This window comes from Saccharopolyspora gloriosae, assembly GCF_014203325.1.
Classification (GTDB): Bacteria; Actinomycetota; Actinomycetes; order Mycobacteriales; family Pseudonocardiaceae; genus Saccharopolyspora_C; species Saccharopolyspora_C gloriosae.
Genome location: NZ_JACHIV010000001.1, coordinates 1496413 through 1521576 on the forward strand (window position 1 = coordinate 1496413; position 25164 = coordinate 1521576).

23 protein-coding genes are annotated in these 25164 nt (G+C 72.3%); 10 read left to right on the forward strand and 13 right to left on the reverse strand.

Going from position 1 to position 25164, the window contains the following annotated elements; all coding sequences use genetic code 11:
- The first annotated feature begins 37 nt into the window (after nt 1-37).
- Both BJ969_RS06775 and BJ969_RS06780 read left to right on the forward strand, forming a co-directional pair.
- Nucleotides 38-724 (forward strand): response regulator, encoded by a 687-nt coding sequence (locus tag BJ969_RS06775; protein WP_184477980.1) that lies wholly within the window; start codon nt 38-40, stop codon nt 722-724.
- A 2-nt stretch (nt 725-726) separates the two neighbouring features.
- A complete protein-coding gene (locus BJ969_RS06780) occupies nt 727-1881 on the forward strand; it encodes a sensor histidine kinase (RefSeq protein WP_343071265.1) in 1155 nt (384 codons plus the stop codon).
- Between the two features lie 23 nt (nt 1882-1904).
- Here the strand turns inward: BJ969_RS06780 and BJ969_RS06785 are convergent, their stop codons facing one another.
- The 3 genes from BJ969_RS06785 to BJ969_RS06795 all read right to left on the reverse strand — a co-directional run bounded on the left by BJ969_RS06785 (nt 1905) and on the right by BJ969_RS06795 (nt 6073).
- Complete coding sequence (locus tag BJ969_RS06785) at nt 1905-2516, reverse strand: Uma2 family endonuclease (protein ID WP_343071266.1); 612 nt, start codon at nt 2514-2516, stop codon at nt 1905-1907.
- 207 nt (nt 2517-2723) lie between these two features.
- Nucleotides 2724-4829, reverse strand: coding sequence for a 3-hydroxyacyl-CoA dehydrogenase NAD-binding domain-containing protein (locus tag BJ969_RS06790; protein WP_184477981.1), 2106 nt, complete (start codon nt 4827-4829; stop codon nt 2724-2726).
- Nucleotides 4826-6073: a thiolase family protein gene (locus tag BJ969_RS06795; protein WP_343071267.1), complete on the reverse strand. Its 1248-nt coding sequence runs from the start codon at nt 6071-6073 to the stop codon at nt 4826-4828. Before BJ969_RS06795 ends, BJ969_RS06790 begins: the two co-directional genes overlap by 4 nt.
- Nucleotides 6074-6410: 337 nt before the next feature.
- Between BJ969_RS06795 and BJ969_RS06800 the strand changes: the two genes are divergently transcribed.
- Nucleotides 6411-7256, forward strand: coding sequence for a GNAT family N-acetyltransferase (locus tag BJ969_RS06800; RefSeq protein WP_184477982.1), 846 nt, complete (start codon nt 6411-6413; stop codon nt 7254-7256).
- Nucleotides 7257-7268: 12 nt separating this feature from the next.
- Here BJ969_RS06800 and BJ969_RS06805 read toward each other — a convergent pair whose 3' ends face one another.
- The 3 genes from BJ969_RS06805 to BJ969_RS06815 all read right to left on the reverse strand — a co-directional run bounded on the left by BJ969_RS06805 (nt 7269) and on the right by BJ969_RS06815 (nt 10277).
- Complete coding sequence (locus BJ969_RS06805; RefSeq protein WP_184484935.1) at nt 7269-8534, reverse strand: HRDC domain-containing protein; 1266 nt, start codon at nt 8532-8534, stop codon at nt 7269-7271.
- A gap of 113 nt (nt 8535-8647) precedes the next feature.
- Entirely contained in the window at nt 8648-9364 is a 717-nt protein-coding gene (locus BJ969_RS06810; protein ID WP_037304891.1) for a response regulator, read from the reverse strand.
- Between the two features lie 337 nt (nt 9365-9701).
- Nucleotides 9702-10277, reverse strand: a complete 576-nt coding sequence (locus BJ969_RS06815; protein ID WP_425503534.1) for a DUF3000 domain-containing protein — start codon at nt 10275-10277, stop codon at nt 9702-9704.
- Nucleotides 10278-10495: 218 nt separating this feature from the next.
- Between BJ969_RS06815 and hemE the strand changes: the two genes are divergently transcribed.
- Genes hemE through hemQ form a run of 3 tightly spaced genes read left to right on the forward strand, consistent with a single transcriptional unit; the run spans nt 10496 to nt 13721 of the window.
- Entirely contained in the window at nt 10496-11581 is a 1086-nt protein-coding gene (hemE, locus tag BJ969_RS06820) for a uroporphyrinogen decarboxylase (protein WP_184477983.1), read from the forward strand.
- A complete protein-coding gene (hemG, locus tag BJ969_RS06825) occupies nt 11578-12999 on the forward strand; it encodes a protoporphyrinogen oxidase (RefSeq protein ID WP_184477984.1) in 1422 nt (473 codons plus the stop codon). Before hemE ends, hemG begins: the two co-directional genes overlap by 4 nt.
- 26 nt (nt 13000-13025) lie before the next feature.
- A complete protein-coding gene (hemQ, locus tag BJ969_RS06830; protein ID WP_184477985.1) occupies nt 13026-13721 on the forward strand; it encodes a hydrogen peroxide-dependent heme synthase in 696 nt (231 codons plus the stop codon).
- Between the two features lie 6 nt (nt 13722-13727).
- On the opposite strand, the gene BJ969_RS06835 is transcribed toward hemQ, so the two are convergent.
- Nucleotides 13728-13967, reverse strand: coding sequence for a hypothetical protein (locus BJ969_RS06835; RefSeq protein WP_184477986.1), 240 nt, complete (start codon nt 13965-13967; stop codon nt 13728-13730).
- A 462-nt stretch (nt 13968-14429) separates the two neighbouring features.
- A complete protein-coding gene (locus tag BJ969_RS06840; protein WP_184477987.1) occupies nt 14430-15176 on the reverse strand; it encodes an FCD domain-containing protein in 747 nt (248 codons plus the stop codon).
- A gap of 156 nt (nt 15177-15332) precedes the next feature.
- Between BJ969_RS06840 and BJ969_RS06845 the strand changes: the two genes are divergently transcribed.
- Nucleotides 15333-16382, forward strand: a complete 1050-nt coding sequence (locus BJ969_RS06845; protein WP_184477988.1) for an LLM class flavin-dependent oxidoreductase — start codon at nt 15333-15335, stop codon at nt 16380-16382.
- A gap of 26 nt (nt 16383-16408) precedes the next feature.
- Here the strand turns inward: BJ969_RS06845 and msrB are convergent, their stop codons facing one another.
- Together msrB and BJ969_RS06855 are read right to left on the reverse strand one after the other, a co-directional pair.
- On the reverse strand, nt 16409-16831 hold the full coding sequence (gene msrB / locus BJ969_RS06850; protein WP_184477989.1) for a peptide-methionine (R)-S-oxide reductase MsrB: 423 nt from the start codon (nt 16829-16831) through the stop codon (nt 16409-16411).
- A 48-nt stretch (nt 16832-16879) separates the two neighbouring features.
- A complete protein-coding gene (locus BJ969_RS06855) occupies nt 16880-17215 on the reverse strand; it encodes a hypothetical protein (protein WP_184477990.1) in 336 nt (111 codons plus the stop codon).
- A 91-nt stretch (nt 17216-17306) separates the two neighbouring features.
- Between BJ969_RS06855 and ligD the strand changes: the two genes are divergently transcribed.
- Complete coding sequence (ligD, locus tag BJ969_RS06860; RefSeq protein WP_184477991.1) at nt 17307-18335, forward strand: non-homologous end-joining DNA ligase; 1029 nt, start codon at nt 17307-17309, stop codon at nt 18333-18335.
- Between the two features lie 404 nt (nt 18336-18739).
- Nucleotides 18740-19288 (forward strand): ester cyclase, encoded by a 549-nt coding sequence (locus tag BJ969_RS06865; RefSeq protein WP_184477992.1) that lies wholly within the window; start codon nt 18740-18742, stop codon nt 19286-19288.
- 108 nt (nt 19289-19396) lie between these two features.
- Here the strand turns inward: BJ969_RS06865 and BJ969_RS06870 are convergent, their stop codons facing one another.
- The gene (locus tag BJ969_RS06870) at nt 19397-20827 is read right to left on the reverse strand and encodes an NAD-dependent succinate-semialdehyde dehydrogenase (protein ID WP_184477993.1); all 1431 of its coding nucleotides are present in this window, start codon (nt 20825-20827) and stop codon (nt 19397-19399) included.
- A gap of 67 nt (nt 20828-20894) precedes the next feature.
- Complete coding sequence (gene gabT, locus BJ969_RS06875; protein ID WP_184477994.1) at nt 20895-22274, reverse strand: 4-aminobutyrate--2-oxoglutarate transaminase; 1380 nt, start codon at nt 22272-22274, stop codon at nt 20895-20897.
- Between the two features lie 116 nt (nt 22275-22390).
- On the opposite strand from gabT, the gene BJ969_RS06880 reads away from it, so the two are divergent.
- Nucleotides 22391-23854 carry a PucR family transcriptional regulator gene (locus BJ969_RS06880; RefSeq protein WP_184477995.1) on the forward strand — a complete coding sequence of 488 codons (1464 nt, stop codon included), beginning with the start codon at nt 22391-22393 and terminating at the stop codon, nt 23852-23854.
- Between the two features lie 281 nt (nt 23855-24135).
- Here BJ969_RS06880 and BJ969_RS06885 read toward each other — a convergent pair whose 3' ends face one another.
- Complete coding sequence (locus BJ969_RS06885) at nt 24136-24606, reverse strand: TetR/AcrR family transcriptional regulator (protein WP_246456699.1); 471 nt, start codon at nt 24604-24606, stop codon at nt 24136-24138.
- Nucleotides 24607-25164: the final 558 nt, after the last annotated feature.

The following is a 25164-nucleotide window of genomic DNA, read 5'->3' on the forward strand; positions in this document are numbered from 1 at the left end:
TGATCCCCGCTCGTGCCCGTTGTGGCACGGTGAACGGGTGCGAATCCTTGTGGTCGAGGACGAGCAGCCGCTGGCGGACGCGATCGCCCGTGGGCTGCGCCGGGAGGGCATGGCCGTCGACGTCGCCTACGACGGCGAGGGCGGCCAGGAGAAGGCGTCGATCACCCGCTACGACGTGATCGTGCTGGACCGCGACCTGCCGGTGATGTCGGGCGATGAGCTGTGCCGCGAGGTGGTGGACTCCGGCGAGCTCACGCGGGTGCTGATGCTGACCGCCAGCGGCACCGTGCAGGACCGGGTGGACGGGCTGTCGCTGGGCGCGGACGACTACCTGGCGAAGCCGTTCGCCTTCCCGGAGCTGACCGCGCGGGTGCGCGCGCTGGGCAGGCGCGCGACCCCGGCGGTGCCTCCGCTGCTGATCGCGCTCGGGCTGTCGCTGGACCCGGCGCGCCGGGTGGTGCTGCGCGGCGGTGCCGAGGTCGACCTGACCCGCAAGGAGTTCGGCGTCCTGGAGGTGCTGCTCGCCGCGGGCGGGGCCGTGGTCAGCTCGGAGGAGCTGCTCGAACGGGTGTGGGACGAGCACGCGGACCCGTTCACCACGACCGTGCGGGTCACGATGATGACCTTGCGCAAGAAGCTGGGGGAGCCCGGCGTCATCGACACCGTCGTCGGCTCCGGCTACCGGGTGCCCACGGCGGGCCGCGCCGAGCACGCCGGGTCGTGAACGTGGCCCGAACGGCACCGCCGCTGCGGCCGTCGCACCGCCGAGGTCCGGGACTGCGAGCCCGGCTGACCTTGCTGGCGACCGGCCTGGTCGCCGCGGTGAGCGCCCTGCTGCTGTGGCTGGGCTGGATGCTGGTGGGCAACGTCGTCGCCGGGGTGCCGCGGCTGCCCGCGGGCGGCCGGGTGCGGCTCGGCGACGCCGAGGTGCCCGCCGAGCAGCTGGGCGCCGCGTTGCGCTCCACCGCGCGGGAGCAGGTGCTCGTCGTCGGCGGTGTCGCGTTCGTCGCCGTGGTGCTGGCGGCGGCGGTGCTGGCGTGGACGGTCACCGGCCGGGTGCTGCGCCCGTTGCACGAGGTCACGGATTCGGCGCGCCGGTTGTCCGCGGAGTCGCTGGACGAGCGGATCGTGCTGAGCGGCCCGCGCGACGAGGTCGCGGAGCTCGCCGACACCTTCGACGCGATGCTGGACCGGCTGCAGGCGGCGTTCGACTCGCAGCGCCGGTTCGTCGCCAACGCCAGCCACGAGCTGCGCACCCCGCTGGCGGTGATCCGCACCGAGCTGGACGTGACGCTCACCGATCCCGACGCGGACGCCGAGGAGCTGCGCCGGATGGCCGCGGTGCTGCGCGAGGCCGCGGCGCGCGCCGAACGCCTGGTGGAGTCGTTGCTGCTGCTGGCCCGCACGGACGGCTCGGAGCTGGCGGAGCGGGAGCGGGTGGACCTCCACGAGGTCGCGGTCCGAGCCCGGCGCGGCGTCGAGGCCGAGGCGCAGGCGCGGTCGGTGCGGATCATCTGCCACGGCGAGCCGGTGTTCGTGCTGGGCGATCCGGCGCTGCTGGAACGGGTAGCGGAGAACCTGCTGGAGAACGCCGTGCGCCACAACGTCGACGGCGGCTGGGTCGAGGTCGTGACGGCGACCAGCGGGCGTTCGGCGCTGCTGCGCGTGTCCTCCTCGGGCCCGCTGATCGACCCCGATCAGGTGGACGCGCTGTTCGACCCGTTCCGTCGAGCGGGCGTGCAGCGCACCGCCCGCACCGGCGCCGGCCTGGGCCTGTCCATCGTCCGAGCCGCCGTCATCGCCCACGGCGGCCGGGTGACTGCCGACCCGGTCTCGAACGGCGGCCTCATCGTGCACGTGGAACTACCGGTCGAAAAGTGATCGGGAGTACGACGCTGGCGTGTCTATCGGCGCGAGTAGCGGAGGTGCGCGATGTCGACCTCGACCGGAACCGGGCTGGCCGTGATCGCCAGCGCGCCGTCCCCGAGCTTGAGGTGATTCTCCTGCTCGTAACGCCGCCCGATGAGCCGGTAAGTCACGAGTTCAGTGGGCCCGAGGTTGTCCTGGGCGATGCTCCAGAAGAAGGGGATCTTCTCGCGCTCGCAGGCCTCGAATTTCCGGCGTTGCTCGGCGAACGTGTTGCCGGGTGACCAGATCTCTCCGATGAGCAGGGCGTCCGAAGGCCTGAACGTCGTACCGACGGGCGCAACGGCCAGCACCGCGAAGTCGGGGATGATCCCCGTGCGATCCGCTGTGCTGACCTCCACGCTGATTCCGCTCAGCGCGGTGAGTTCTTGCCGCTCGGCTGGGGAGGTGGCCTCTTCGGCGGCGGCTATGGCGGAGTCCAGCAGGTTCACGACGCGCTTTTCCGCGAATTGGTGCTGTCCGGATGGTGCGGGTGTCACGAGCCAGTAGCCCTCGATCAGTTCAAGGCGCGAGCCGTCTTCACGAGGGGGGAGCGCGTGCCAGTCCGCGACCGTGAACGGCCCGAGCTCGTGCTGCATCGGCGCGACCACCGGTCATCACCTCGTTTCCTGGGGACGGGCTCCATCGTGACAGCTCCAGCTTAGGCACGATCGGGGCCGGGGACTACATCACCGCCAGTGAGAACACCGGTTCTTCGTAGCCGCGACGATCACCGGACAGGTGTGAAGATCCACCGCATCGGACGGCGAGGGCCGGGATGGACGTGCCCATCCCGGCCCTTCGTGCGGTTTCCGCGATCAGGCGGGCAGCGAAGCCGCGCCCTTCGGCAGGAAGCGCTTGCCGTTGACCTGCTCGGAGATGCCCGCGCGGTCCAGGTAGGCGGTGATGCCGCCCAGCCAGAACGGCCAGCCCGCGCCGAGCAGCATGCACAGGTCCAGGTCCTGCGCCTCGGCGACGACGCCCTCGTCGAGCATCAGCTGCGCTTCCTGGGCCAGCGCCTGCAATGCCCGGTCCCGCACCTGCTCGGACGTGGACGGGTTCGAACCCTGCTCCCAGAGCGCGACGACCTCGGGGTCGACGACCTGGCCGCCCTGCTCGTCCTGCTGCCACACGGCGGTCTTGCCGGCCTTGACGAACCGCTGCAGGTTCTCGCTGATCCCGAACCGGTCCGGGTAGGCCGCGTGCATCGTCTCGTTGACGTGCTGCGCGACGGCCGGGCCGACGAGCTGCAGCAGCACCAGCGGGCTCATCGGCAGGCCCAACGGGGTCAGCGCGCGGTCGGCGACGTCGAAGGGGGTGCCTTCGTCGACGGCGGCGATGATCTCGCCCATGAAGCGGGTCAGCAGCCGGTTCACCACGAACGCCGGGGCGTCCTTGACCAGCACGCTGGACTTCTTGAGCTGCTTGCTCACCGAGAACGCGGTGGCCAGCGAGGCGTCGTCGGTCTTGTCGCCGCGCACGATCTCCAGCAGCGGCAGCACCGCGACCGGGTTGAAGAAGTGGAAGCCCACGACCCGCTCGGGGTTCTTCAGCTGCGAGGCCATCTCGCTGATCGACAGCGACGAGGTGTTGGTGGCCAGGATCGCCTCGGGCGAGACGTAGCCCTCCAGCTCGCCGAACACCTTCTGCTTGAGCGACAGCTCCTCGAAGACCGCTTCGATGACGAAGTCGGCGTCGCCGAACGCGGACTTGTCCAGCGAACCGGTGACGAGCGCCTTGAGCCGGTTCGTGGCGTCCGGGGACAGCCGGCCCTTCGCGGCGAGCTTGTCGATCTCGCCGTGGATGTAGCCGACGCCCTTGTCGATGCGCTCCTGGTCGATGTCGGTGATGACCACCGGCACCTTCAGGCGGCGCACGAACAGCAGCGCGAGCTGCCCGGCCATCAGACCGGCGCCGACGACGCCGACCTTCTTGACCTCGCGGGCGAGCTTCTTGTCCGGGGCCCCGGCCGGGCGCTTCGCGCGCTTCTGGGTCAGGTCGAACGAGTACAGCCCGGCGCGCAGCTCGTCGGACATCAACGCGTCCGTGAGCGCCTCGGTCTCCGCCGCGTAGCCGGCGTCGAGGTCGTTGCCGCGGGCCAGCTCGATGAGCTCGACGGCCTTGGTGACGGCGGGGGATGCACCCTGGGTGCGGGCCTCGACGATGCCCTTGGCGCGGTTCACCGCGTCGTCCCAGGCCTGGCCGCGGTCGATCTCGGCGCGCTGCACGGTCTGCTCGCCGTTGATGACGCGCACGGCCCAGCGCACCGACTCCTCCAGGAAGTCCGCGCTCTCCAGCTGGGCGTCGAAGATGCCCAGGCCGGTGGCCTTCTTGGCATTGAGCATCTTGTTCTGGTTCAGCGCGTTCTCGATGATCACGCTGACCGCGGCGTCCGCGCCGATCAGGTTCGGCAGCAGCTGGGTGCCGCCCCAGCCCGGGAACAGGCCGAGGAAGCACTCGGGGAACGCGATCGCGCCCACGCCATCGGAGACGGTGCGGTAGTGGCAGGACAGCGCCAGCTCCAGGCCGCCGCCCAGCGCCGCGCCGTTGACGAACGCGAAGGTGGGGATGGTCGACTCGGTGAGCCGGCGGAACACGTCGTGCCCGGTCTGCGCGACCTGGTGGGCGTGCTCCCGCTCCGCGATCTGGGTGACGCCGGAGAGGTCGGCGCCGACGGCGAACACGAACGGCTTGCCGGTGACCGCGATCGCGGCGGGCTCGGCGGCGAACGCCTCGTCCAGCGCGGTGTTCAGCGCGGTCAGCCCGCCCGGCCCGAAGGTGGACGGACGGGTGTGGTCGTGACCGTTGTCGACGGTGATCAGCGCGAGCTTGCCGCTGAGCCCGGGGACGTCGAGCAGCCGGGTGTGGGCCTGGGTGACGACCTCGTCCGGGAACAGTGCTGCGAAGTCGGTCTGCGTGCTCACTTCGCGCCCCCTGCGGTGTCGAAGTTCGGGTTCTCCCAGATGACCGTGCCGCCCATGCCGAAACCGATGCACATGGAGGTCAGGCCGTAGCGCACCTCGGGGTGCTCGGCGAAGTGGCGGGACAGCTGCGTCATCAGCCGCACGCCGGAGGACGCCAGCGGGTGACCGCAGGCGATGGCGCCGCCCCACGGGTTGACCCGCGCGTCGTCGTCGGCGATGCCGAAGTGCTCCAGGAAGGCCAGCACCTGCACGGCGAACGCCTCGTTGAGCTCGAACAGCCCGATGTCCTCGATGCTGAGCCCGGCGCGCTTGAGCGCCTTCTCCGTCGCGGGGATCGGCCCGACGCCCATGACCTCCGGCTCCACGCCCGCGAAGGCGTAGCCGACGAGCTTCATGCCGATCGGCAGGCCCAGTTCGCGAGCGGTCTCGGCGTCGGCGAGCACGCAACCGGTGGCGCCGTCGTTGAGGCCTGCGGCGTTGCCCGGCGTGACCCGGCCGTGCGGCCGGAACGGCGTCTTGAGCCCGGCGAGGGCTTCGACGGTGGTGCCGGGGCGCGGCGGCTCGTCGGCCGTGGCCAGGCCCCAGCCCTGCTCACCGGAGCGGGTGGAGACCGGGACGAGGTCGGCGGCGATCTTGCCCGCGAGCTGCGCCTGCTCGTAGCGCTGCTGGCTCAGCGCCGCGTAGGCGTCGGTGCGCTCCTTGGTGAGGCTGGGGTAGCGGTCGTGCACGTTCTCCGCGGTGGAGCCCATGACCAGCGCGGACGGGTCGACGACGTTGTCGGCGACGTAGCGCGGGTTGGGGTCCACGCCCTCGCCCATGGGGTGGTTGCCCATGTGCTCGACGCCGCCGGCGATGGCGATGTCGTAGGCGCCGAAGCCGATGCCGCCGGCGATGCTGGTCACGGCGGTCATGGCGCCCGCGCACATGCGGTCGATGGCGAAGCCGGGCACCGACTGGGGCAGGCCCGCCAGCAGCGAGGCGCTGCGGCCGATGGTCAGGCCCTGGTCACCGGTCTGCGTGGTCGCGGCGATGGCGACCTCGTCGATGCGTTCCGGCGGCAGTTCCGGGTGGCGCCGCAGCAGCTCGCGGATGACCTTGACGACCAGATCGTCGGCGCGGGTCTCGGCGTAGATGCCCTTCTTGCCTGCCTTGCCGAACGGCGTGCGGACGCCGTCGACGAAGACCACGTCCCGTACGGCACGTGCGCTGCGCGGGTCGGCTGGTGCCGACGCGGGTGCGACCACGGCGTGCTCCTAACTGTGTGGGTCCTGCGTTGTGCGAGTTCCGGACCGGCTCGGCGGCGATCGACCCTGTTCCGGGCGGGTGCGGGCCCCGCCGCTACTGGCCGGTAACAGCCACTCTAGCGCTTATTACCCGTGGGTAACCACCGGGTGTGGGGCGAAGCGCTCGTGTCGGGTCGATCACAGGCGCTCCGGCGGTGGTGGCGGCCTGGCGATCACGGCGCCGGGCGCACGGCCAACGTACTCGTTCCGCCGCCGGCCGCCGGGTCGCGCGGCGCGGACCAGGCCGCATCGACGGGATTCGATTGACCAGGTCGGCGGCGGCTCGCATCATCGGGCGATGATCGACGAGGTGCCGGTGTTCCCGGCCGCAGAAGCCGCGGCCTGCGCCGCCCGGTTCGCCTGCCTCGGCGACCCGACCCGCGTCCTGCTGCTGCACGCCGTCGCCTCCGGCGGGCCGAGCACCGTGGGCGAGCTCGCCGGTCGGCTCGGCCTCGGCCAGTCCACCTGCTCGCACCACCTGCGCAGGCTCGCCGACGGCGGATACGTGGTGCTGAGCAAGGAGGGCACCACCACCCGCGTCGCGGTGAGCACCGCCCGCCGAACCGACGGCGCCCCGGTCCTGGACCTGGTTCTCGGCCTGCCCCCGGCACGCCCCGGCGCCGCCGAGGGGCCCGCCGAGGACGTCGCGGTGCGAGCGCTGGAACCCGGCGACTGGCCGGCGGTGCGGCGGATCTACGGCGAAGGGATCGCCACCGGCGACGCCACCTTCGAGCGCGAAGTCCCGCCGCCCGCGGAACTGGCGGCGAAGTGGGTGCCGGAGCACCGCTGGGTGGCCGAGCTGGACGGCGCCGTCGCCGGGTGGGCGGCGCTGACCCCGGTCTCCGCGCGCGACTGCTACGCGGGCGTCGCGGAGACCTCGATCTACGTCGGAGCCGCCGCGCGCGGTCGCGGAGTGGGCGCGGCGCTGCTGCGGCACCAGATCGCCGCCGCCGACGAGGCCGGGCTGTGGACCTTGCAGTGCTCGCTGTTCCCGGAGAACCGCGGCAGCCTCGCTCTGCACCGCAACGCGGGCTTCCGCACCGTCGGCGTCCGCGAGCGCATCGGCCGCCTGCACGGGCGGTGGCGCGACACGATCGTCATGGAACGCCGGAGGCCGGACGGCCGACCTCCGGCGAGCCGGTAGCTCCCGGCGTCGTCAGTCGGAGCGCGAGCGTTCCGGCGCGGCCTGCAGCGCGGTGCTCAGCACCGACGCGGTCAGCCCGATCTGCCACTCCCGCGCGCCCCGCTCCCGCAGTCGCGCCTCGACCGACGCCACACCGGTGTCCTCCGGCGGCGTCCAGCACAGCCGCCGCAGCAGGTCCGGCAGCAGCAGGTTCTCCAGGGGCAGGTCGTGCTCCTCGGCGATGGCCGACATCGCGGCCCTGGCGGCCGACAGCCGGGCCGCGGCGGCGGGATCGCGATCGGCCCACCGGTTCGGCGACGGCGGACCGTCCTGCGGCGGTGAGACCACCGGCAGCTCGTCCTGGGGGAGCGCGCGGGCCGCGCGCAGCGCGCCCAGCCACGTCGACGCGCGGCGGCGCTGCTGCCTGCCGCCGAACACCGGCAGCGCGGTCAGCTCCGATTCGGTCTTGGGGTCGCCCTGCGCGGCCTGCACCACGGCGGAGTCCGGCAGTATCCGGCCCGGTGCGATGTCGCGCTCGGAGGCGATGCGGTCGCGCACCTCCCACAGCGAGCGGACGGCGGCGAGCTGGCGGGCGTTGCGCACCCGGTGGATGCCGGAGGTGCGGCGCCACGGCTCGGCGCGCGGACGAGGCGGTTCGGCGTTGCGGACCGCTTCGAACTCTTCCCATGCCCAGTCGAGCTTGCCCTGCCGGCTCAGCTCGGCGTGCATCTCGGTGCGCAGGTCGATCAGGAGTTCCACGTCGAGCGCGGCGTACACCAGCCAGTCGGCGGGCAGCGGCCGGCGCGACCAGTCGGCGGCGCTGTGGCCCTTCTCCAACCGGTAACCCAGCATGCGTTCGACGAGGGTGCCCAGCGAGACCCGGTCGAACCCGGCGAGCCGCCCGGCCAGTTCGGTGTCGAACAGCCGTTGCGGGCGCAGGTCGAGTTCGGCCAGGCAGGGCAGGTCCTGCGAGGCGGCGTGCAGCACCCATTCGGTGTCCGCCAACGCCGTTTTCAACGGTTCCAGGGCACCGCCCAGCGCGACCGGATCAACCAGTACCGTTCCCGCGCCTTCCCGGCGCAATTGCACCAGGTAGGCACGTTGTGAGTACCGGTATCCGGACGCGCGTTCGGTGTCCACCGCGACCGGACCGTTCCCCGCGGCCAGTGCGGCCGCGGCGGTCTCCAGTGCTTCGGGAGTCTCCACTACCGGCGGTACGCCGTCAGCGGGCTCGGTGAGCAGCACCGGCTCGGGACGGTCGGGCTCGACGGACTCGGGGCAAGCAGCTTCCACGGATATCAGACCTTACGTGTTGCGGTCCGCCCGCGGGTGCGACCAGCCCGAGGTCGCCGTGCCCGACCGGACCCGACGATCGCGGTGGGACCTCGATTCACCCGATCAGGATCATCCGGTCATCTGATCACCCCGGCCCGCATGGCCAGGGCGACCATCTGCGCCCGGTCTCCGGTGCCCAACTTGCGGCCGATCCGCGACAGGTGAGACTTCACCGTGAGAGCGGAGAGGTTCAGCGCCTCACCGATCTCCTTGTTGGATCGGCCATCGGCCACCAGTTGCAGCACCTCGACCTCACGTCCGGACAGTTCCCGGGGCGTGTTGTCGGTCCCCGGGACCCGAGTGCCCGCAGCGAGCACCGGAGCCACACTGGGATCGGCGTACACGCCGCCGTCGAGTACGCGGCGCACTCCGTCGGTGACGACCATCGGCGAGGCCGACTTCAGCAGGTACGCCTGAGCGCCTGCCTGGAAGGCGGCCCGGACCGCATAGGGGTCGTCGGACGAAGCGAGCACCACGATTCGCGGCCAGCCCTGGGTACGGAGTTCCGTAACCAGGTCGATGCCGGTCCCGTCGGGTAACCCGAGATCGAGGATTGCGAGGTCGCACGGACCGGTGGCCAGAGCGCGAGCCCTGGCCTCGGCCATGGATGCGGCCTCGTGCACCGTGCCGGCGCCCATCTGCAGCAACCGGGCGGCGATGGCCTCCCGGAGCAGCGGATGATCGTCCACCACGAGCACCGTGAACAGCTCTTCCCGCGGGTGCGGGACCATGTTGGCCGGCAAAGCGCCGGCGGGCGTGGTTCGAGCGGCCTGACCTAAGCCGACGGCAGCCACGTCACTACCTCCCTGGAGTCGGTCGTGCCCCCCGACCGGCACCGGGACTCTCGACCAATCAGCCGCGCCACTGATCGACCGAAAGTGGTGTCGTCGGGGGCAGCGTAACCGCCCAAGCGGGTCAGCGGGACGATCAATCGGGTATCTATCCCGATCGAGTTGTCACAGCGGTTCGTTTTTGTCACTCAATTGGGTGGGTCTTGGGGTTAGGCGTAACGCCATGGCGTGTTGGTGCGACAGACCTTGATTGCGCATCGTGAGAAGCTTGCGCGCGCAACCGGTTATGGGCGATTTCGCGGCCCTCGTGAGGGGAATCCCGATCGTTAAAGATCGCTACTCAAGCCTCGTCGCGGACTGCCGAACGGCGGTCGAACACGGCGACGCCCTCTGGGGGAAGGCCCGTTGCGCTGGCCATCAGCTCGTAGAAGGCCATCGCGTGCGCGTCCAGCCCCTCCTCGTGCGGAGTCCACGAGCCGCGCAGCTCCAGGTCGTGGCTGCGCGGCGGGCCCGCGATGTCGCCGAAGCGGGCCGACGAGGTCAGGGTCACCGTCCCGCCCAGCAGGTCGAGTCCCGCCCCGGAATCCTCCAGCGCCTCGGTCAGCCAGGACCAGCCGACGGCGGGGAGCAAGGGGTCCGCGGCGAGCTCGGGATCGAGCTCCGCGCGGAGGTAGACCACCAGCCGCAGCGTGCCCGCCCACGCCGCCGGTCCGTCGGGGTCGTGCAGCAGCACCAACCGGGCCGTCGCCAGCTCGCCCGCCGGGCCGTTCGCCTCGGCCGCGACCGCGTACGCCCACGGTGCGAGCCGCTTCGGTGGGCGAACCTCGGTCACTTCGATCTCGGCGCGCGGAGTCGGCGCGGCCAACGCGGCCACTGCCTGCTGGAACCTCTCGGGCATCGCCGCCATCTCCGTCACAGCTGGGGACTGTAGGCGGCCGGATCGGTGCGGTGTAGGCGCCACGCCGGACGCCGCCCGCGATCGTGATCTTGCCCGCGCGTCCGGCGGTCCGGGCGTCTGCGAAGATGTCCGGAACGGCTCGAACAGGGCCGTCGGCCTGAGCCGTGGCCGGCTCGGCCGACGCCCGCACCCGCGTCGAGCCCCCATCACTTCGACCGAGTACGGATGCGCCTCCGATGACCTCACCCGCCCCGGTCTCGGCTCGCCGGGACCTCACCGACGCCCCGCTGCTGGTGGCCGCCCGCGGCGGCACCCCGCGGCACACGCCCGTCTGGTTCATGCGCCAGGCCGGCCGTTCGCTGCCGGAGTACCGGAAGGTGCGCGAGGGCACCCCGATGCTGCAGGCGTGCCTGACCCCGGAGCTGGTCTGCGAGATCACCGCGCAGCCGGTGCGCCGCCACGGAGTGGACGCGGCGATCCTGTTCAGCGACATCGTGCTGCCGCTGTACGCGGCGGGCATCGGGCTGGACATCGTCGCGGGCACCGGACCGGTGGTGGCCGAGCCGGTGCGCGACGCCGCCGCCGTGGCCGCGCTGCCGGAGCTGCACGTCGAGCAGGTCGCGCCCGTGGCCGAGGCCGTGCGGCTGCTGCTGGCCGAGCTGGGCGAGACGCCGCTGATCGGGTTCGCCGGGGCGCCGTTCACGCTGGCCTCCTACCTGGTGGAGGGCGGGCCGAGCCGGAACCACGAGCGCACCAAGGCCCTGATGCACTCCGATCCGGCCACCTGGCACGCGCTGCTGGAGAAGCTCGCCGACACGACGCTGACGTTCCTGCGCACCCAGCTGGCCGCGGGGGTCGACGCGGTGCAGCTGTTCGACTCCTGGGCCGGCGCGCTGTCGGTGCGGGACTACCGCGAGTTCGTGCTGCCGCACAGCGAGCGCATCTTCCAGGGGGTCGCGGAGGCCGCGCCGGATGTGCCGAAGATCCACTTCGGGGTGGGCACCGGAGAGCTGCTCGGCGACATGCAGTCCGCGGGTGCCGACGTGGTCGGCGTGGACTGGCGGGTGCCGCTGGACGAGGCGGCCCGGCGGTTGCGCGCGGCGAACCCCGGCTCCGACCCGGTCGTGCAGGGCAACCTGGACCCGGCCGTGCTGTTCGCGGGGGAGGACGCCGTGCGGCGCGAGGTGAGCCGCATCCTCGCCGAGGGCACGGCCGCCGCCGGACACCTGTTCAACCTCGGCCACGGAGTGCTGCCCACGACCGATCCCGACGTGCTCACCGCCGTCGTGCGGCAGGTGCACGCCGAGAGCGCCCGGTCTTGACCGGCGGGCCCACGGTCGCCGTCGTCGGCGGTGGTGTCAGCGGGCTCGTCGCGGCGCACCGGCTGCGGTGCGACCTGGGCCCGGACGCAGAGATCGTCCTGCTCGAACAGGCCGATCGGCTCGGCGGCAAGCTGCACTCGGTTCCGCTGGCGGGCACCGAGCTCGACCTGGGCGCGGAGGCCTTCCTGGCGCGGCGCCCCGAGGTGCTGCGGCTCGCCGACGAGCTCGGCCTCGCCGATCAGGTGGTGCATCCCGGTCCGGCCGCCGCGCGGGTGCGCGCGGGCGGTGAACTGCACCCGTTGCCCGCGGGCACCGTGATGGGCGTGCCCGCGCACGCCGATTCGGTGGCGCACCTGCTGTCCCCGGCCGGGCTGGCCGCCGTGCGCGCGGAGGCCGAGCTGCCGCCGCTGCACCTGGGCGGCGCGGACGCCTCGGTCGGTGGGCTGCTGCGGTCCCGGGTCGGCGACGAGGTGGTGGACCGGCTGGTCGAACCGCTGCTCGGCGGTGTGTACGCGGGCAGCGCGGACGGACTCGGGTTGCGGGCGACGATCCCGGCGCTGGCCGCCGCGCTCGACGGCGGCGCCGAGTCGATCACCGCCGCCGCGGCGGCGGCCCTGCCCGCTCCGGCGCCGGACGGCGTCAAGCGGCCGGTGTTCGGCGCGTTCCGCCACGGCTACGGCGAGCTCGTCGACGCGCTGGTGAAGTCCGCGGCGGCGCGGGTGCGGCTGGGGCTGCCGGTGCGCGCGCTGCGCCGCGACGGCACCGGGTGGCGCCTGGAGATCGGTTCGGCGCCCGCCCCGGAGCAGCTGGTGGCGGACGCGGTGGTGCTCGCGGTGCCGCCGCCCTCGGCGCGCAAGCTGCTCGCCGACGTCGTGCCGTCCGCGTCGGAACTGCTCGGCCGCATCGAGCTGGCCTCGATGGCCGTGTTCGGCCTCGCGCTGCCGCCGGGCACCGAGCTGCCCGCGGCGTCCGGCACCCTGATCGCCCGCGGCGAGGTGCACGCCGACGGAACTCCGTTCACCGCGAAGGCCTTCACCTTCACCAGCCGCAAGTGGCCGCACCTGACCGGTTCCGGCGGTGCGCCGCTGGTGCGCGGCTCGGTGGGCCGCTCCGGTCAGGGCGAGCTGCTGCGCCGCACGGATGCGGAACTGCTGCGCGGGGTCCTGGCCGACCTGCGCGAGGTGACCGGGGTGGCGGTGGAGCCGGTGGAGTCGGTGGTGGTGCGCTGGGGCGGCGGGCTGCCGCAGTACGGCGTCGGCCACCTCGACCTGGTGGCCGAGGTGGAGCGAGCCGTGGCCGACGACGGCGGCGGCCTCGCGCTGGCGGGGGCTGCGCTGCACGGCGTCGGCGTGCCCGCCTGCGTGGCGACCGGTGAGGCCGCGGCGAGCGGCATCACACGGCACCTCGCGACCGGCTGACCCGGCGGTGGTGGGACGATGAAGCCATGGCGCGCGTGAACTACTCCGAACTCAACGAGACGATCCGCTACACCATGTGGTCGGTCTTCCAGGTCGAGCCGGGCGCGTTGCCCGAGGACCGGGAGAAGGCCGCGCAGGCCACCCAGGAGTACCTCGACGGCCTCGCGGAGTCCGGCGTCGAGGTCCGCGGTGTGTACGACCTGTCGGGCATGCGCTCCGACGCCGACTTCATGATCTGGTGGCACGCGGAGAAGATCGAGGCCCTGCAGGAGGCCTACGCCGGTTTCCGCCGCGGCACGACGCTGGGCGAGGCCTCCGACCCGGTGTGGAGCAACGTGGCGGCGCACCGGCCCGCCGAGTTCAACAAGAGCCACCTGCCCGCGTTCATCATGGGTGAGGAGCCGGGCGCCTTCATCTGCGTGTACCCGTTCGTGCGCTCCTACGACTGGTACCTGCTTCCCGACGAGGAACGCCGCACCATGCTCAAGGACCACGGCATGGCGGCGCGGGACTACCCGGACGTGCGGGCGAACACGGTGCCCGCGTTCGGGCTCGGCGACTACGAGTGGATTCTCGCGTTCGAGGCGCCGGAGCTGCACCGCATCGTCGACCTGATGTGGAAGATGCGCTACACCGAGGCGCGCAGGCACGTCCGCGAGGAGACGCCGTTCTTCACCGGCAAGCGCGTCGCGCCCGCGGAGCTGCTGCCCCGCCTCCCCTGATCGTCTTCACGGTTCCTGGGCGATCCGCCAGGGCAGGCCGGTGACGTGCTCCGCCGCGCGCACCGGCCGGCCCGGGTCGGCGGCGAGCGGACCTTCGGTCAGCAGCGCTCCGGGCAGCCGCCGCGGGGTGTTCGAGGCGATCACCCGGTCGGCTTGGTTGACCAGCACGGCGGGTGGCAGCCCGGGGTCGAGGTGGCGCAGCAGCGCGCGTTCGAACTCGCCGGTGCGCAGGTCGGCGGCGGCCACCCCGAGGAAACCGGTCCCCGGCGTGCACGGGCATCGCGAGCGTCACCAGGTACTCGTCGGTGCCGGCGAAGTCCACGTAGGGACCCACCGCGACGCCCAACCCGGAGTCGCGGGGCGCGGTGAACCAGGTCGCGGTGGCGTAGTCGTAGAACCCGACGCTGTCCGGGTCGTGGTCGACCTGGAGGAATCGGGGCGTGTCGCCGGGGCGGTGCTGCCACCACTCCAGCCAGTGCGCGCGGTCGGCGAGCACGCCGTCGGCGAGGATCACGCCGGTGCCCGCCAATTCGCCGGGTTCGGCGTCGAGCCGGTCGAAGATCGGTTCCCACAGCGCGGAGAGGTCTTCGGTGCTCAGCGCCGTGGTCGCCGCGTGCGCGGCGCGCAGTCGTTCGCCGAGCTCGGCGCACCACCGCAACGTGCTGTCGAGCAGCGAGCCGATGTGCTCGGCCGCGTCCTCGGCGGCGCTCATCGGGCGCACCGCCGCGCCGCGGACCACAACCGGAATTCGACGAGCCGCCGGATGCCGGCCCGCACGTGCTCCTCGGCGAGCGCGCGGGCCCGGAACCCGTCGCCGGCGGCGATGGCGCTGAGGATCGACGCGTGCTGTTCGGCTTCGCCGGAGTGCGGGATCGCCTCGGCCCACGGCAGCCAGCGCAGCGCGCCGGTCTCCGCTTGCAGCGTGATCTCCTGGTGGGTCAGCCGGGACGATTGCGCGGCGGCGGCGATCTCGATGTGCAACCGGCCGTCGAGCCTGCGCCGCGCGGCAGTGGTGGTGGCCGCCGCGAAGTCGGCGGCGAGTCCTCGCAGCGCGTCGATCTCGTCGGTGGTGGCGCGTTCCGCGGCGAGCAGCGCGGCGGCCCCGGCCACCGCGGAGTGCTGGTCGGAGATCTCCCGCAGTTCGTGCGTGCCGAGTTCGCGCAGCCTGGCTACTCCGGCCACCAGCAGCGGGTCAGCGGGTCGGCAGGTCAGCGGGCCGGCGTCGGAGGCGATCACGAGCCCGTCGCGGGCGAGCTCGCCGAGCGCCCCGCGCGCCGTCCCGTCCGGGCATCCGAGCAGCGCCGCGAGGTCCGCGCCGCGGGGGAGCGGTTCGCCGTCGGGCAGCACGCCCAGCGCGATGGCTTCGGCGAGCCGGGCCGCCACCGTCGCCGCGTCCGCCCGCGCGGGCAGTCGGGGCCAGTGCCGCAGCGAGCGCAGCGTGTCGTCGACGGGCACGGCACCTCCTTCCACGATGTGAGCTCCGCTGAACCGTTTCACATGATCCACGAAGGGACTCTGTGTAGCAGACGGATCTACCCGTCCGGCGGGTTCGCGTCCACCGCCGCGGGTCGGACACTGTGCTGAGGCTTGGCCGGCGTCGAAGGGGCCCCGATGCGCTTCAGCTACGTCATGCTGCCCGACTACCCGGTCCAGGAGTCCCTGGCGACGATCGAGCGGGCCGATGAGCTGGGCTTCTACGCCGCCTACGCGGCCGACGAGACCTGGCACAAGGACCTGTGGCTGCTGTTCGCCGCCGCCGCCGAGCGCACCGAGCGGATCCGGTTCGGCCCGAACCTCTCGCCGGTGACGCTGCGCGAACCGACGCTGATCGCGCAGGCCGCCGCGACCCTCGACGAGCTCACCGGCGGCCGGGCCGAGGTCGTGATCTCCAGCGGAAACTTCGGGCTGCTCGCGCAGTACGGGATCGACTGGACGACGACGCGCCCGCTGTCGCGCGTGCGCGAGGCGCACCACGTGATCCGGACGTTCCTGGACGAGCGGTCGATCACCTTCGCGGGCGAGTTCTACCGCTACGAGGGGCTGTTCACCTTCGCGGAACCGGTGCAGCCGCGGCTGCCGGTGAAGCTCGGCGCGATGCGCGGCCCGAAGTCGTTCCAGACCGCGGGCGAGATCTCCGACGGCGTGCACCACGCGCTGAGCTGCACCCGCGAGGCCTACGACTACCTGGTGGCGCACGTGCGCGTCGGTGCCGAACGGGCCGGGCGGGATTGGCAGGAGCTCGACATCGGGGCGTGGGTGGTGTTCGCGACCGGTCCGGACGGTGCGGCCGCGAAGCAGGCCGCGCGGGCCATGATCGGGCTCTACGCGTCGGCGATGCCCGCTGAGCAGTTGCGCCGCAACGGCGTGGAACCGGAGTCGCTCACCGAGATCGTCGCCGCGGTCGGCGCGGGTGATCTCGCGCGGGCCTACGAGCTCACGTCGCCGGAGCTCGCGGAGAAGCTGTCCATCGCGGGCACGCCGCAGGAGTGCGCGGCGCGCATCGAGCGGGACATCGCCCCCACCGGCGTGAACCACCTGATCCTGGCCGTCACCGACACCGCGCTGGTGCGGGCGTTCACCGGGCTCACCTTGCCCGGGGTGCTCGGCGCCGCCGACCAGCTCGAACTGATCGCCGAGCACCTGATGCCGGCCTTCCGCTGACCGTCACCGAGAGCCGACCCCGCGGGTCAGCTCTCCGGGATGTGGCGCAGGGCGACGGAGTTGATGCAGTAGCGCTGGTCGGTGGGCGTGGCGTAGCCCTCGCCCTCGAACAGGTGGCCCAGGTGGCTCTGGCAGTTCGCGCAGAGCACCTCGACGCGGACCATGCCGTGCGAGCGGTCCTCGCGCAGGATCACCGAGTCGGCGTCGCGCGCGTCGTAGAACGACGGCCAGCCGCAGTGCGATTCGAACTTCGTCTCGCTGCGGAACAGTTCCGTCCCGCACGCCCGGCATTCGTAGATGCCCGCGGTCTTGGTCTCGACGTATTCGCCGCTCCACGCCGGTTCGGTGGCCGCTTCGCGCAGCACCGCGTACTCGTAGGGGTTGAGCTGTTCCTGCCACTCCTGTTCGGACTTCACGACCTTCGGGGTGGCGCCCGCAACCGGTTCCATGCGTCCACGCTAACCCTTCCCGGTGATCGAGTGCCCGTGAGCTCCCGCTCAACCGGCGAGCGCCAGGAACGTGCCGAGCATGAAGCCCACCGCGTTCCACACCGTGACCAGCACGCCGAGCAGGATCAGCACCACCACGAGCACCACCATCACCCGCCGGTGCCCCTGGGCGCGGTTGGCGCAGCGGGCGAAGTCCTCCACGCCGCTGAGCATGCCTTCGACGGTGGCCTTCGAGTTGGGGCGTTCCATCCGGTCCAGGTGTTCGGCGAACGCCTGGACCTCCGGATCGTGCGGGTCCAGGCCGATCAGGTCGTCGGCGAAGCGGCCCCGCGCGTCCCGCGGGGCGTCGGGCTCATCACCGGTGGGGTGGCCTGCTGGCGCCATGGCTTCACGGTAGCGCCGAGGGGGTGCGCGCAGGCAGGGGCGAGTCGGGCGTCGCGCGCGAACGGGGGCCGGATGCTCCTAAGCTGCGCGGATGGCCGATTCGCCGCTGGAACTCGACGTCGAGGGCAGGACGGTGCGCCTGTCCCACCCGGACAAGGTGTACTTCCCGGAGCGGGGCTTCACCAAGCTCCAGGTCGTGCGCTACTACCTCGCGGTCGCCGAGCCGCTGCTGCGGGCGATCGGCGACCGGCCGACGACGTTGAAGCGGTTCCCCGGTGGCGTCACCGGCGACCCGTTCTACGCGAAGCGGGTGCCGAAGGGCGCTCCGCAGTGGGTCCGCTCGGTGCGGGTGACCTTCCCGTCCGGCCGCACCGCGGACAGCGTGCTCCCCACCGAACCCGCCGTGCTGGCGTGGGCGGCCGGTCTGGGCACGCTGGACTTCCACCCGTGGCCGGTGCGCTCGGCCGATGTGGAACACCCCGACGAGCTGCGCATCGACCTGGACCCGCAGCCCGGCACCGGGTACGCGGAGGCGGTCGAGGTCGCCGCGGTCCTGCGCGAGGTGCTGGCGGAGGCCGGGCTGGTGGGCTACCCGAAGACTTCCGGCGGCCGGGGCGTGCACGTGCTGGTGCGGATCGCGCCGCGATGGGACTTCATCCAGGTGCGCCGCGCGGTGATCGCGCTGGCGCGGGAGGTGCAGCGCCGGATTCCGCGGCAGGCCACCGTCGCCTGGTGGAAGGAGGACCGCGGGCAGCGGGTCTTCCTGGACTTCAACCAGGCGGCGCGGGATCGCACGGTCGCCTCCGCGTGGTCCATCCGCGGCACCCCGGCGGCGACGGTGTCCATGCCGTTGACCTGGGAGCAGCTGCCGGAGGTGCCTCCGGACGACTTCGACCTCGCCACGGTCCCCGCGCTGCTGGCCGAACACGGCGATCCGCATCGGGAGCTGGACGCGGTCGCCCACGACCTCGACATCGCCCTCGACTGGTTCGAACGCGACCGCCGCGACCGGGACCTCGGCGACCTCCCGTACCCACCGGACTACCCGAAGATGCCCGGCGAACCCACCCGCTCCCGCAAGGCGTCGCTGGAAGGGATGAGTAGGGAGAACGAGAGTTGATCGGGATTTTCGGCAGTGGGTTCTCCGGCTCCGAACGTTGATCGAGTGAGTCGAGGCCGGAGTCTTGGAGGGTCGGAGAGCTCGCCCGACAACTTGGTCACGGCACTCGTATTGACTGCCAAGATGTCCGCCGGCGCGTGCGACACGCGCGCGAACAGGGACAGGCGCGCGAGCCTCCGTGTGGGAGGCGATCGGGTCAGGCGGGCGGGTCGGCGGGCAGCAGCAGTCCGCTGAGCATGTACAGCACGATGGTCTCGGCTTCCTGCGCGGGCTCGTCGCTGTCGGCTAGCAGCGCCGTGGCTTCGCAGAGCATCCCGAAGATCATCTTCGCGCGTCCGGACGTCGCCCCGGCCCGCGGCGATGTCCGGCCCCACCTCACTCTTGACGAAGGAAACCGACTGAACATGAACGTGTGGTCCTTGACCGAGACCGGCGACGCCGCCGAGCGAGCGGATTCAGCTACCGAGGCCCGCAACCTGGAAGTGGTGGCCGAAGCGGTCACCTATTGGAACGCCCACGACCTCGACACCCTGCTGACTCTCTACGACCCGGAGATCCAGTGGTTCAACGCTCCGCTGGAGCAGACCTACCGGGGCCACGAGGAGGTCCGGACCTTCCTCTCCGCCTTGATCACGGCCTTCCCCGACCTGGTCTTCACCGTGGACAGCCGGTTCGCGCGCGGTGCCGAGGTCAGCGAGCAGTGGTCGATCGAGGGCACCCACCTGGGGAGCTTCATCGGGGTGCCGCCGACGGGGCGGCGGCTGCGGTTGCAGGGCATCAGCTCGATCGTGATGCGGGACGGGAAGTTCCTCCGGGACGACTTCTACTTCGACAGCATGTCGGCCATGCGGGTGCTGGGTGTGATGCCGAGCCTCGATGCGGTGCAGAGCCCGTTCGGGCGATTGCTGCTCAACATGATCGTCCGTCCGCAGCGGCTGCTGCGACGGAGGTGAGCGTGGCACCACCTGGGTGCCGTCCGGGAGCGGCTGCCGGGCGCATCGCGCGCGTCCGGCAGCCGCCTGGCGGCCCAGGTGACCGGACGCGCCGCAGCGTCCGCCGGATCAGGCGTAGGTGAGGAACTGGGCCTCCTGGAACGCCCGGATGCCCTCGCGGGCGCCTTCGCGGCCGAGGCCGCTCTGCTTCATCCCGCCGAACGGGGCCGCCGGGTCGGACACCACGCCTCGGTTGACGCCGACCATCCCGTACTGGAGCCGCCGCCCGATCTCCAGCGCACGACCGGTGTCACCGGCGTAGACGTAGGCGGCGAGCCCGTATTCGGTGTCGTTGGCCGCCGCGACCACCTCGTCGGTGTCGGTCCACGTCCGGATGGGCGCGACCGGCCCGAAGATCTCCTCGTGCAGCACCGCGGCATCGGCGGGGACCCCGGCCAGCACGACCGGGGCGAGGTAGCTGCCGGAGTCCGGCACGGCGACCGGCTCGCGCACCATTCGCGCGCCGCGGTCCACCGCGTCGGTGACCAGGTCGGACACCCGGCGCACGGCCCGGTCGTCGATCAGCGGGCCGATGTCGGTTCCGGGTTCGGTGCCCGGTCCGACGCGGAGCTCGGCGACCGCTGCGGCGAACGCCTCCGCGAACGCGTCCGCCGCGTCGGCGTGCACCAGGAACCTGTTGGCGGCGGTGCAGGCCTGTCCCGCGTTGCGCAGCTTCGCGATCAGCGCGCCCTGCACGGCCGCGTTGATGTCGGCGTCCGCGCAGACGACGAACGGCGCGTTGCCGCCCAGTTCCATCGAGCAGTTCACGACCCGGCCCGCCGCGAGGCCGAGGAGGTGCCGTCCGACCCCGGTGGAGCCGGTGAAGGACAGCTTGCGGACGGCGTCGTGGTTCAGCAGCGCGCGGGCGACCGCGTCCGCGCGGGTGGTCGGCAGCACGGTGAAGACGTCGGCGGGAGCACCTGCCGCCACGAGCAGGTCCCGGATCGCCAACGCCGTCAGCGGCGTCTCCGCGGCGGGCTTGAGCACGGCGGTGCAGCCCGCCGCGAGCGCGGGCGCGACCTTGCGGGTGACCATCGCGGCCGGGAAGTTCCACGGGGTGATCAGCAACGCCACCCCGACAGGCTGCGCGGTGACGACGGTGGTGCTCTTCCCGTCGGGGGACGGTCCGAAGTGGCCGTCCGGGCGAACGGTCTCCTCGGCGAACCAGCGGAAGAACTCGGCGGCGTAGCCGACTTCGGCGCGGGCGTCGGCGGCCGCCTTGCCGGATTCCCGGCTGATCAAGGTGGCGAGCTCGTCGGTGCGCGAGATCATCAGCCGGTGCGCTTCGGCCAGCACCTCCGCGCGACGGCGGGGCGGGGTGGCGGCCCAGCCGGGCAGCGCGGCGGCCGCCGCGTCGGCCGCGGGCGCGGCGTGGGATTCGTCGGCCGCCGCGATCCGGGTGATCTCGACACCGGACGCCGGGTCGTGCACGACGAGCTCGTGTCCGGTGGAGGTGGGCGAACCCCCGATGAGCAGGGGGCTGGGAGCGACGGTGGTCATGGCCGTCCTTTCGATGAGTCGGGGGATCAGGGCCGGCGGCCGGCCGGAGCGGCGAAGGCGGGTGCGTTCAGCGGGCGGCTTCCAGCGCCTCGGCCAGCACGTCGAGACCGTCGTGCAGCAGCTCGTCGGGGATGGTCAGCGGCGGGAGCAGCCTGATCACGTTCCCGAAGGACCCGCAGGTCAGCACGATCACACCGGCGCGGTGCGCGTACCCGGCGACGGCCTTTGCCAGGCCGGGGTCCGGCTCGTGGGTGCCGGGGCGGACGAACTCGACGCCGAGCATCGCGCCACGGCCGCGGACGTCCCCGATCCGCGGGTCGGTCTCGGCGAGGGCGCGCAGTCGCCCACCCGCCGCGTCGCCGATCGCGCGGGCCCGGTCGATCAGACAGTCCTCCCGGATCGTGTCGAGCGCGGCCAGCGCGGCCGCGCACGCCACCGGGTTGCCGCCGTAAGTGCCGCCGAGACCACCGGGATGCACCGAGTCCATGAGGTCGGCGCGTCCGGTGACGGCGGCGATCGGCAGTCCGCCGCCGAGCCCCTTGGCCGTGGTGATCAGGTCCGGGACGACGTTCTCGTGCTCGCTGGCGAACCAGGCGCCGGTGCGGGCGACGCCGGTCTGCACCTCGTCGGCGACGAACACGATTCCGTGGTCGGCGCACCAGCGCGCGATCTCGGCGAGGAAGCCGGGCGCCGGGACGATGAACCCGCCTTCGCCCTGGACGGGCTCGATCACCAGCGCGGCGAGCCGCTCGGCACCGGCGGAGCGTTCGAGGTGCTCGATGGCGCGTCGCGCGGCCGCGGGTCCGTCGACCGGGTTTCCGTCGAGGTCGGCGCCGTCCCGGAAGGGGTAGGAGGTCGGCGCGCGGAACACGTCGGACGCGAACGGGCCGAAGCCGTCCTTGTACGGCATGTTCTTCGCGGTCATCGCCAGCGTGAGGTTCGTGCGGCCGTGGTAGGCGTGATCCACGACGGCGACGCCGGAGCGGCCGGTCGCGTGCCGGGCGATCTTGACGGCGTTCTCCACGGCTTCGGACCCGGTGTTGAACAGCGCGGTGCGCTTGTGGTGGTCGCCCGGCGTGATCGCGGCCAACTCCTCCGCCAGCCGTACGTAGCCCTCGTAGGGGGTGATCATCGCGCAGGTGTGGGTGAACCGGGACAGCGCTTCGGTGGCGGCGGCGACGACCTTCGGCGCGGAGTTGCCGACGGTCGTCACGGCGATGCCGGACCCGAGGTCGACGAACGAGTTGTCGTCGACGTCGACCAGGACCCCGCCACCGGCGGCGGCCGCGTAGACCGGCAGCGCGGAGGAGAGGCCCGCCGCGACGACGGCCGAACGCCGCTGCGCCAAGGCGAGCGAGCGGGGGCCGGGCACCGCGGTCCGCAGTTCGCGGCGCTGCGGCAGGCAGGGACCGCCGAGCAGCTCTGGGGACGGGGCGGGGACGCTCATCAGCGAACTCCTTCCGGTGGCGAAGTGCGGGAACGACATCGACGTTAGGAGCGGCCGACCCCGAAGCCGAGTGTGCGAACCGGTCAGATGGTCGATCGACGGTGTGCAAAACTGCCATGGTGCTGACGCTCGCCGACGTGGTCGCCATCCCGGGGCTCGCCCTGCGCACGGTCGTCGAGCCCGCGACGCCCCGGGCGCTGGGCTGGGTGACGACGAGCGAGCTCGCCGACCCTGCGCAGTACCTGGAGGGCGGCGAGCTGCTGCTGACCACCGGATTGGCCGCGCAGGACTGGGCGGCTTACGTGGAGCGGATCGATCGGGCGGGTGTCGCCGCGCTCGGCTTCGGGACCGGGCTCTCGCACGCGGACGTGCCGCCCGACCTGGTGGCGGCGGCCCGCGCCGCCGGTCTCGGCCTGGTCGTGGTGCCGGAGTCGACGCCGTTCATCGCGATCGGCAAGGCGGTGGCCGGGCTGCTCGCCGAGCGCGAGCGGACCGCCACCGAGACGGCGCTCGCGGTGCAGCAGGAGCTGACCAGGGTGATTTCCCGGGCGGACGGGCCCGCTCGCGCTCTCGGCGTGCTCGGCCGGGCCGCGCGGGGGAGCGCGGGGCTGGTCGACGTTGATGGGAAAGCGCTGGTACCGGCCCGGTTCCGGGTTCCGGACGCGGCCCTGCGCGCGCTGGCGACGCTGCGCGCGGGGACCGGGCGCAGCGCCGCCACCGAGAGCGGGGCCGAGGGGACCACGGTCGTCCAACCGCTCGGTCGCGGGGTCGACGGCCCGTTCCTGGTGCTGGTGAGCCCGGGGGCGCTGGACGGGGTGCTGCGGGCGGTGCTGGTGTCCACGGTCGCGTTGCTGACCTTGGACGCCGAGCGTTCCCGCGCGGCCGCCGACGCCGAGCTCCGGTTGCGGGACCGGGCCGCGACCCTGGTCCTGGACGGCGCGGTCGACGCCGGCACGAGCGTCGCGGCCATGCTGAACTGCGCGCCGGTGGTGCCACGAAGCCTGCGGGTCTTGCGCGCGACGGGAATCCCGGACGGTGCGCGTGCGCGGTTGGCGCGGGACCACCCGGAGGTCCTGACGGCGGCGACGTCGGACGCGGGCATCGCCCTGGTGGTCGACGCGGACGCCGCCGTCGGTGCCGGGGAACTCGCGGACCTGCTGGCGGCGCTCGGCGCCAGAGTGGGGATCGGACCGGCCGTCCCCGCGCGTGATGCGGGGACCAGCGACGCGGCGGCGGGCACCGCGCTGTCCCTCGCCGATGGCGGATCGCCGGTCGTCGGCTGGGACGAGCGGTTCCGCGGCGAGGTGCGGGCCGCACTTCCCGACCACGCCGCCCGGGCGTTGGCCGCGTCGATCCTCGGTGAGCTGGTGGACGAGCCGGAGCTCCTCCGCACCTTGCGCAGCTACCTGACGCACCTCGGCCGCTGGCAGCCCACGGCCGACGACCTGGGCATCCACCGCAACACGCTGCGCAAGCGGATCGCCGCGATCGAGCGGCTCACCGGCCGCGGCGTCGACACCGCCGCAGGTCGCGCCGACCTCTGGATAGCGGTCGTGAGCGCCACGGAGCCGCCCGGCTGACACGCGTGCGGGCACTGCGGGGAAGCGGTCCTGATCCGGTGGAGTTCGCCGCCGAGGTCGTCGACGGCTTCACCACCGGCTTGGCCCGGACTCGGCCAGGCCGGTGAGAGGTCACCTGATCATCACCGCTACCGCGGTGATGATCAGGGCGAGCAGCAGCAGGGCACCGAGCGGAGGGCCTCGTCCGACCTACCGGGCGAGAGTCCCGCGGATGAGCGTTCGGAGTTCGTCGTGGTCGGGTTTCGCCTCCTTGATGACCACTTGCATTTGAAGCCCGCAGGTCAGGGTGCCGAGCATGCGGGATCGGTGCGCGCGATGAACGGCTGGGAGAACGCGTCGTCCCACGCCGCCGCGATGACGCGGAGGTGGGGGCGGTGCAAGGCGACCGCGTAGAGGTTGTGCTCAGCGATGGTGCGTTCGCGTTGCTCGGTCGTCGACGTCACGACGAAGTCCGCGAGGGCGGTCGGCAGATCCGCGTCCGCGGGAAGTTGCTGCTCCCATCGCCGAAGCCGGGCCACGCTGTGCTGTGAGACCTCGTCCATGGCCGCCTCGACGAGCTGGTCGAGGCCGGTGAAGTAGTAGGTGGTGGAGCCCAGGGGCACGTCGGCGGCTTCGGCCACCTTGCGATGGGTCAGTTCCTCCACCCCGTGCTCGGCGATCACCGAGATGGCGGCGCGCACGATCCGGCCCCTCCGGCCGGGATCGCGCGGTTTGCGGCCCCGTTCGTTCGCGACCACGTTGTCCGCTGTCATCTTGGTCCGCTCCTCACGGCTAGTGCTTTGTGGACCGATTCGGTTCTTTGTGGAGCGTCACGTTATCGCGGCGGATCTCCGTTGTCGGCGGTTGGTCGAATTCCGCGAGCTCCGCGCGATTCTCGGGGGCTCGGCGATAGCACCACGTTGGCGGCAGAATCACAAGCATCCACTCCGCCGATCATGCATGTGTCGTCGATCACACCCTCTTGGTGGTGCAGGCAAATTCCGTATCGGGATCGAATAGGCGTGGTCGTAGATGGCCCTGGAAGTGCCCTGGGGAGAATCTGGCAATTCACAGGAAAGGATGATTCGCGCCCGCCTTGACGCTGGAATGTCGGTTTTGGGGTTTCGGTATCGATTCGGGCGGTTCGCCTCGCGGCGTGCTTTGTGCGTTTTCCGGGCGGGACCAGGGGTGATTCGGATGTGTCCTCACTCCTGGGCTTGCGGGGGCCGGATTTCGACCCCTTTGTCGAGACCTCCCCGGAATTCGACAGGAATCGTCCGCGCCGCGAGCTGTGCGGGCCCTCCCAGGAGTTCGCTGGCGCAATGGTTGCG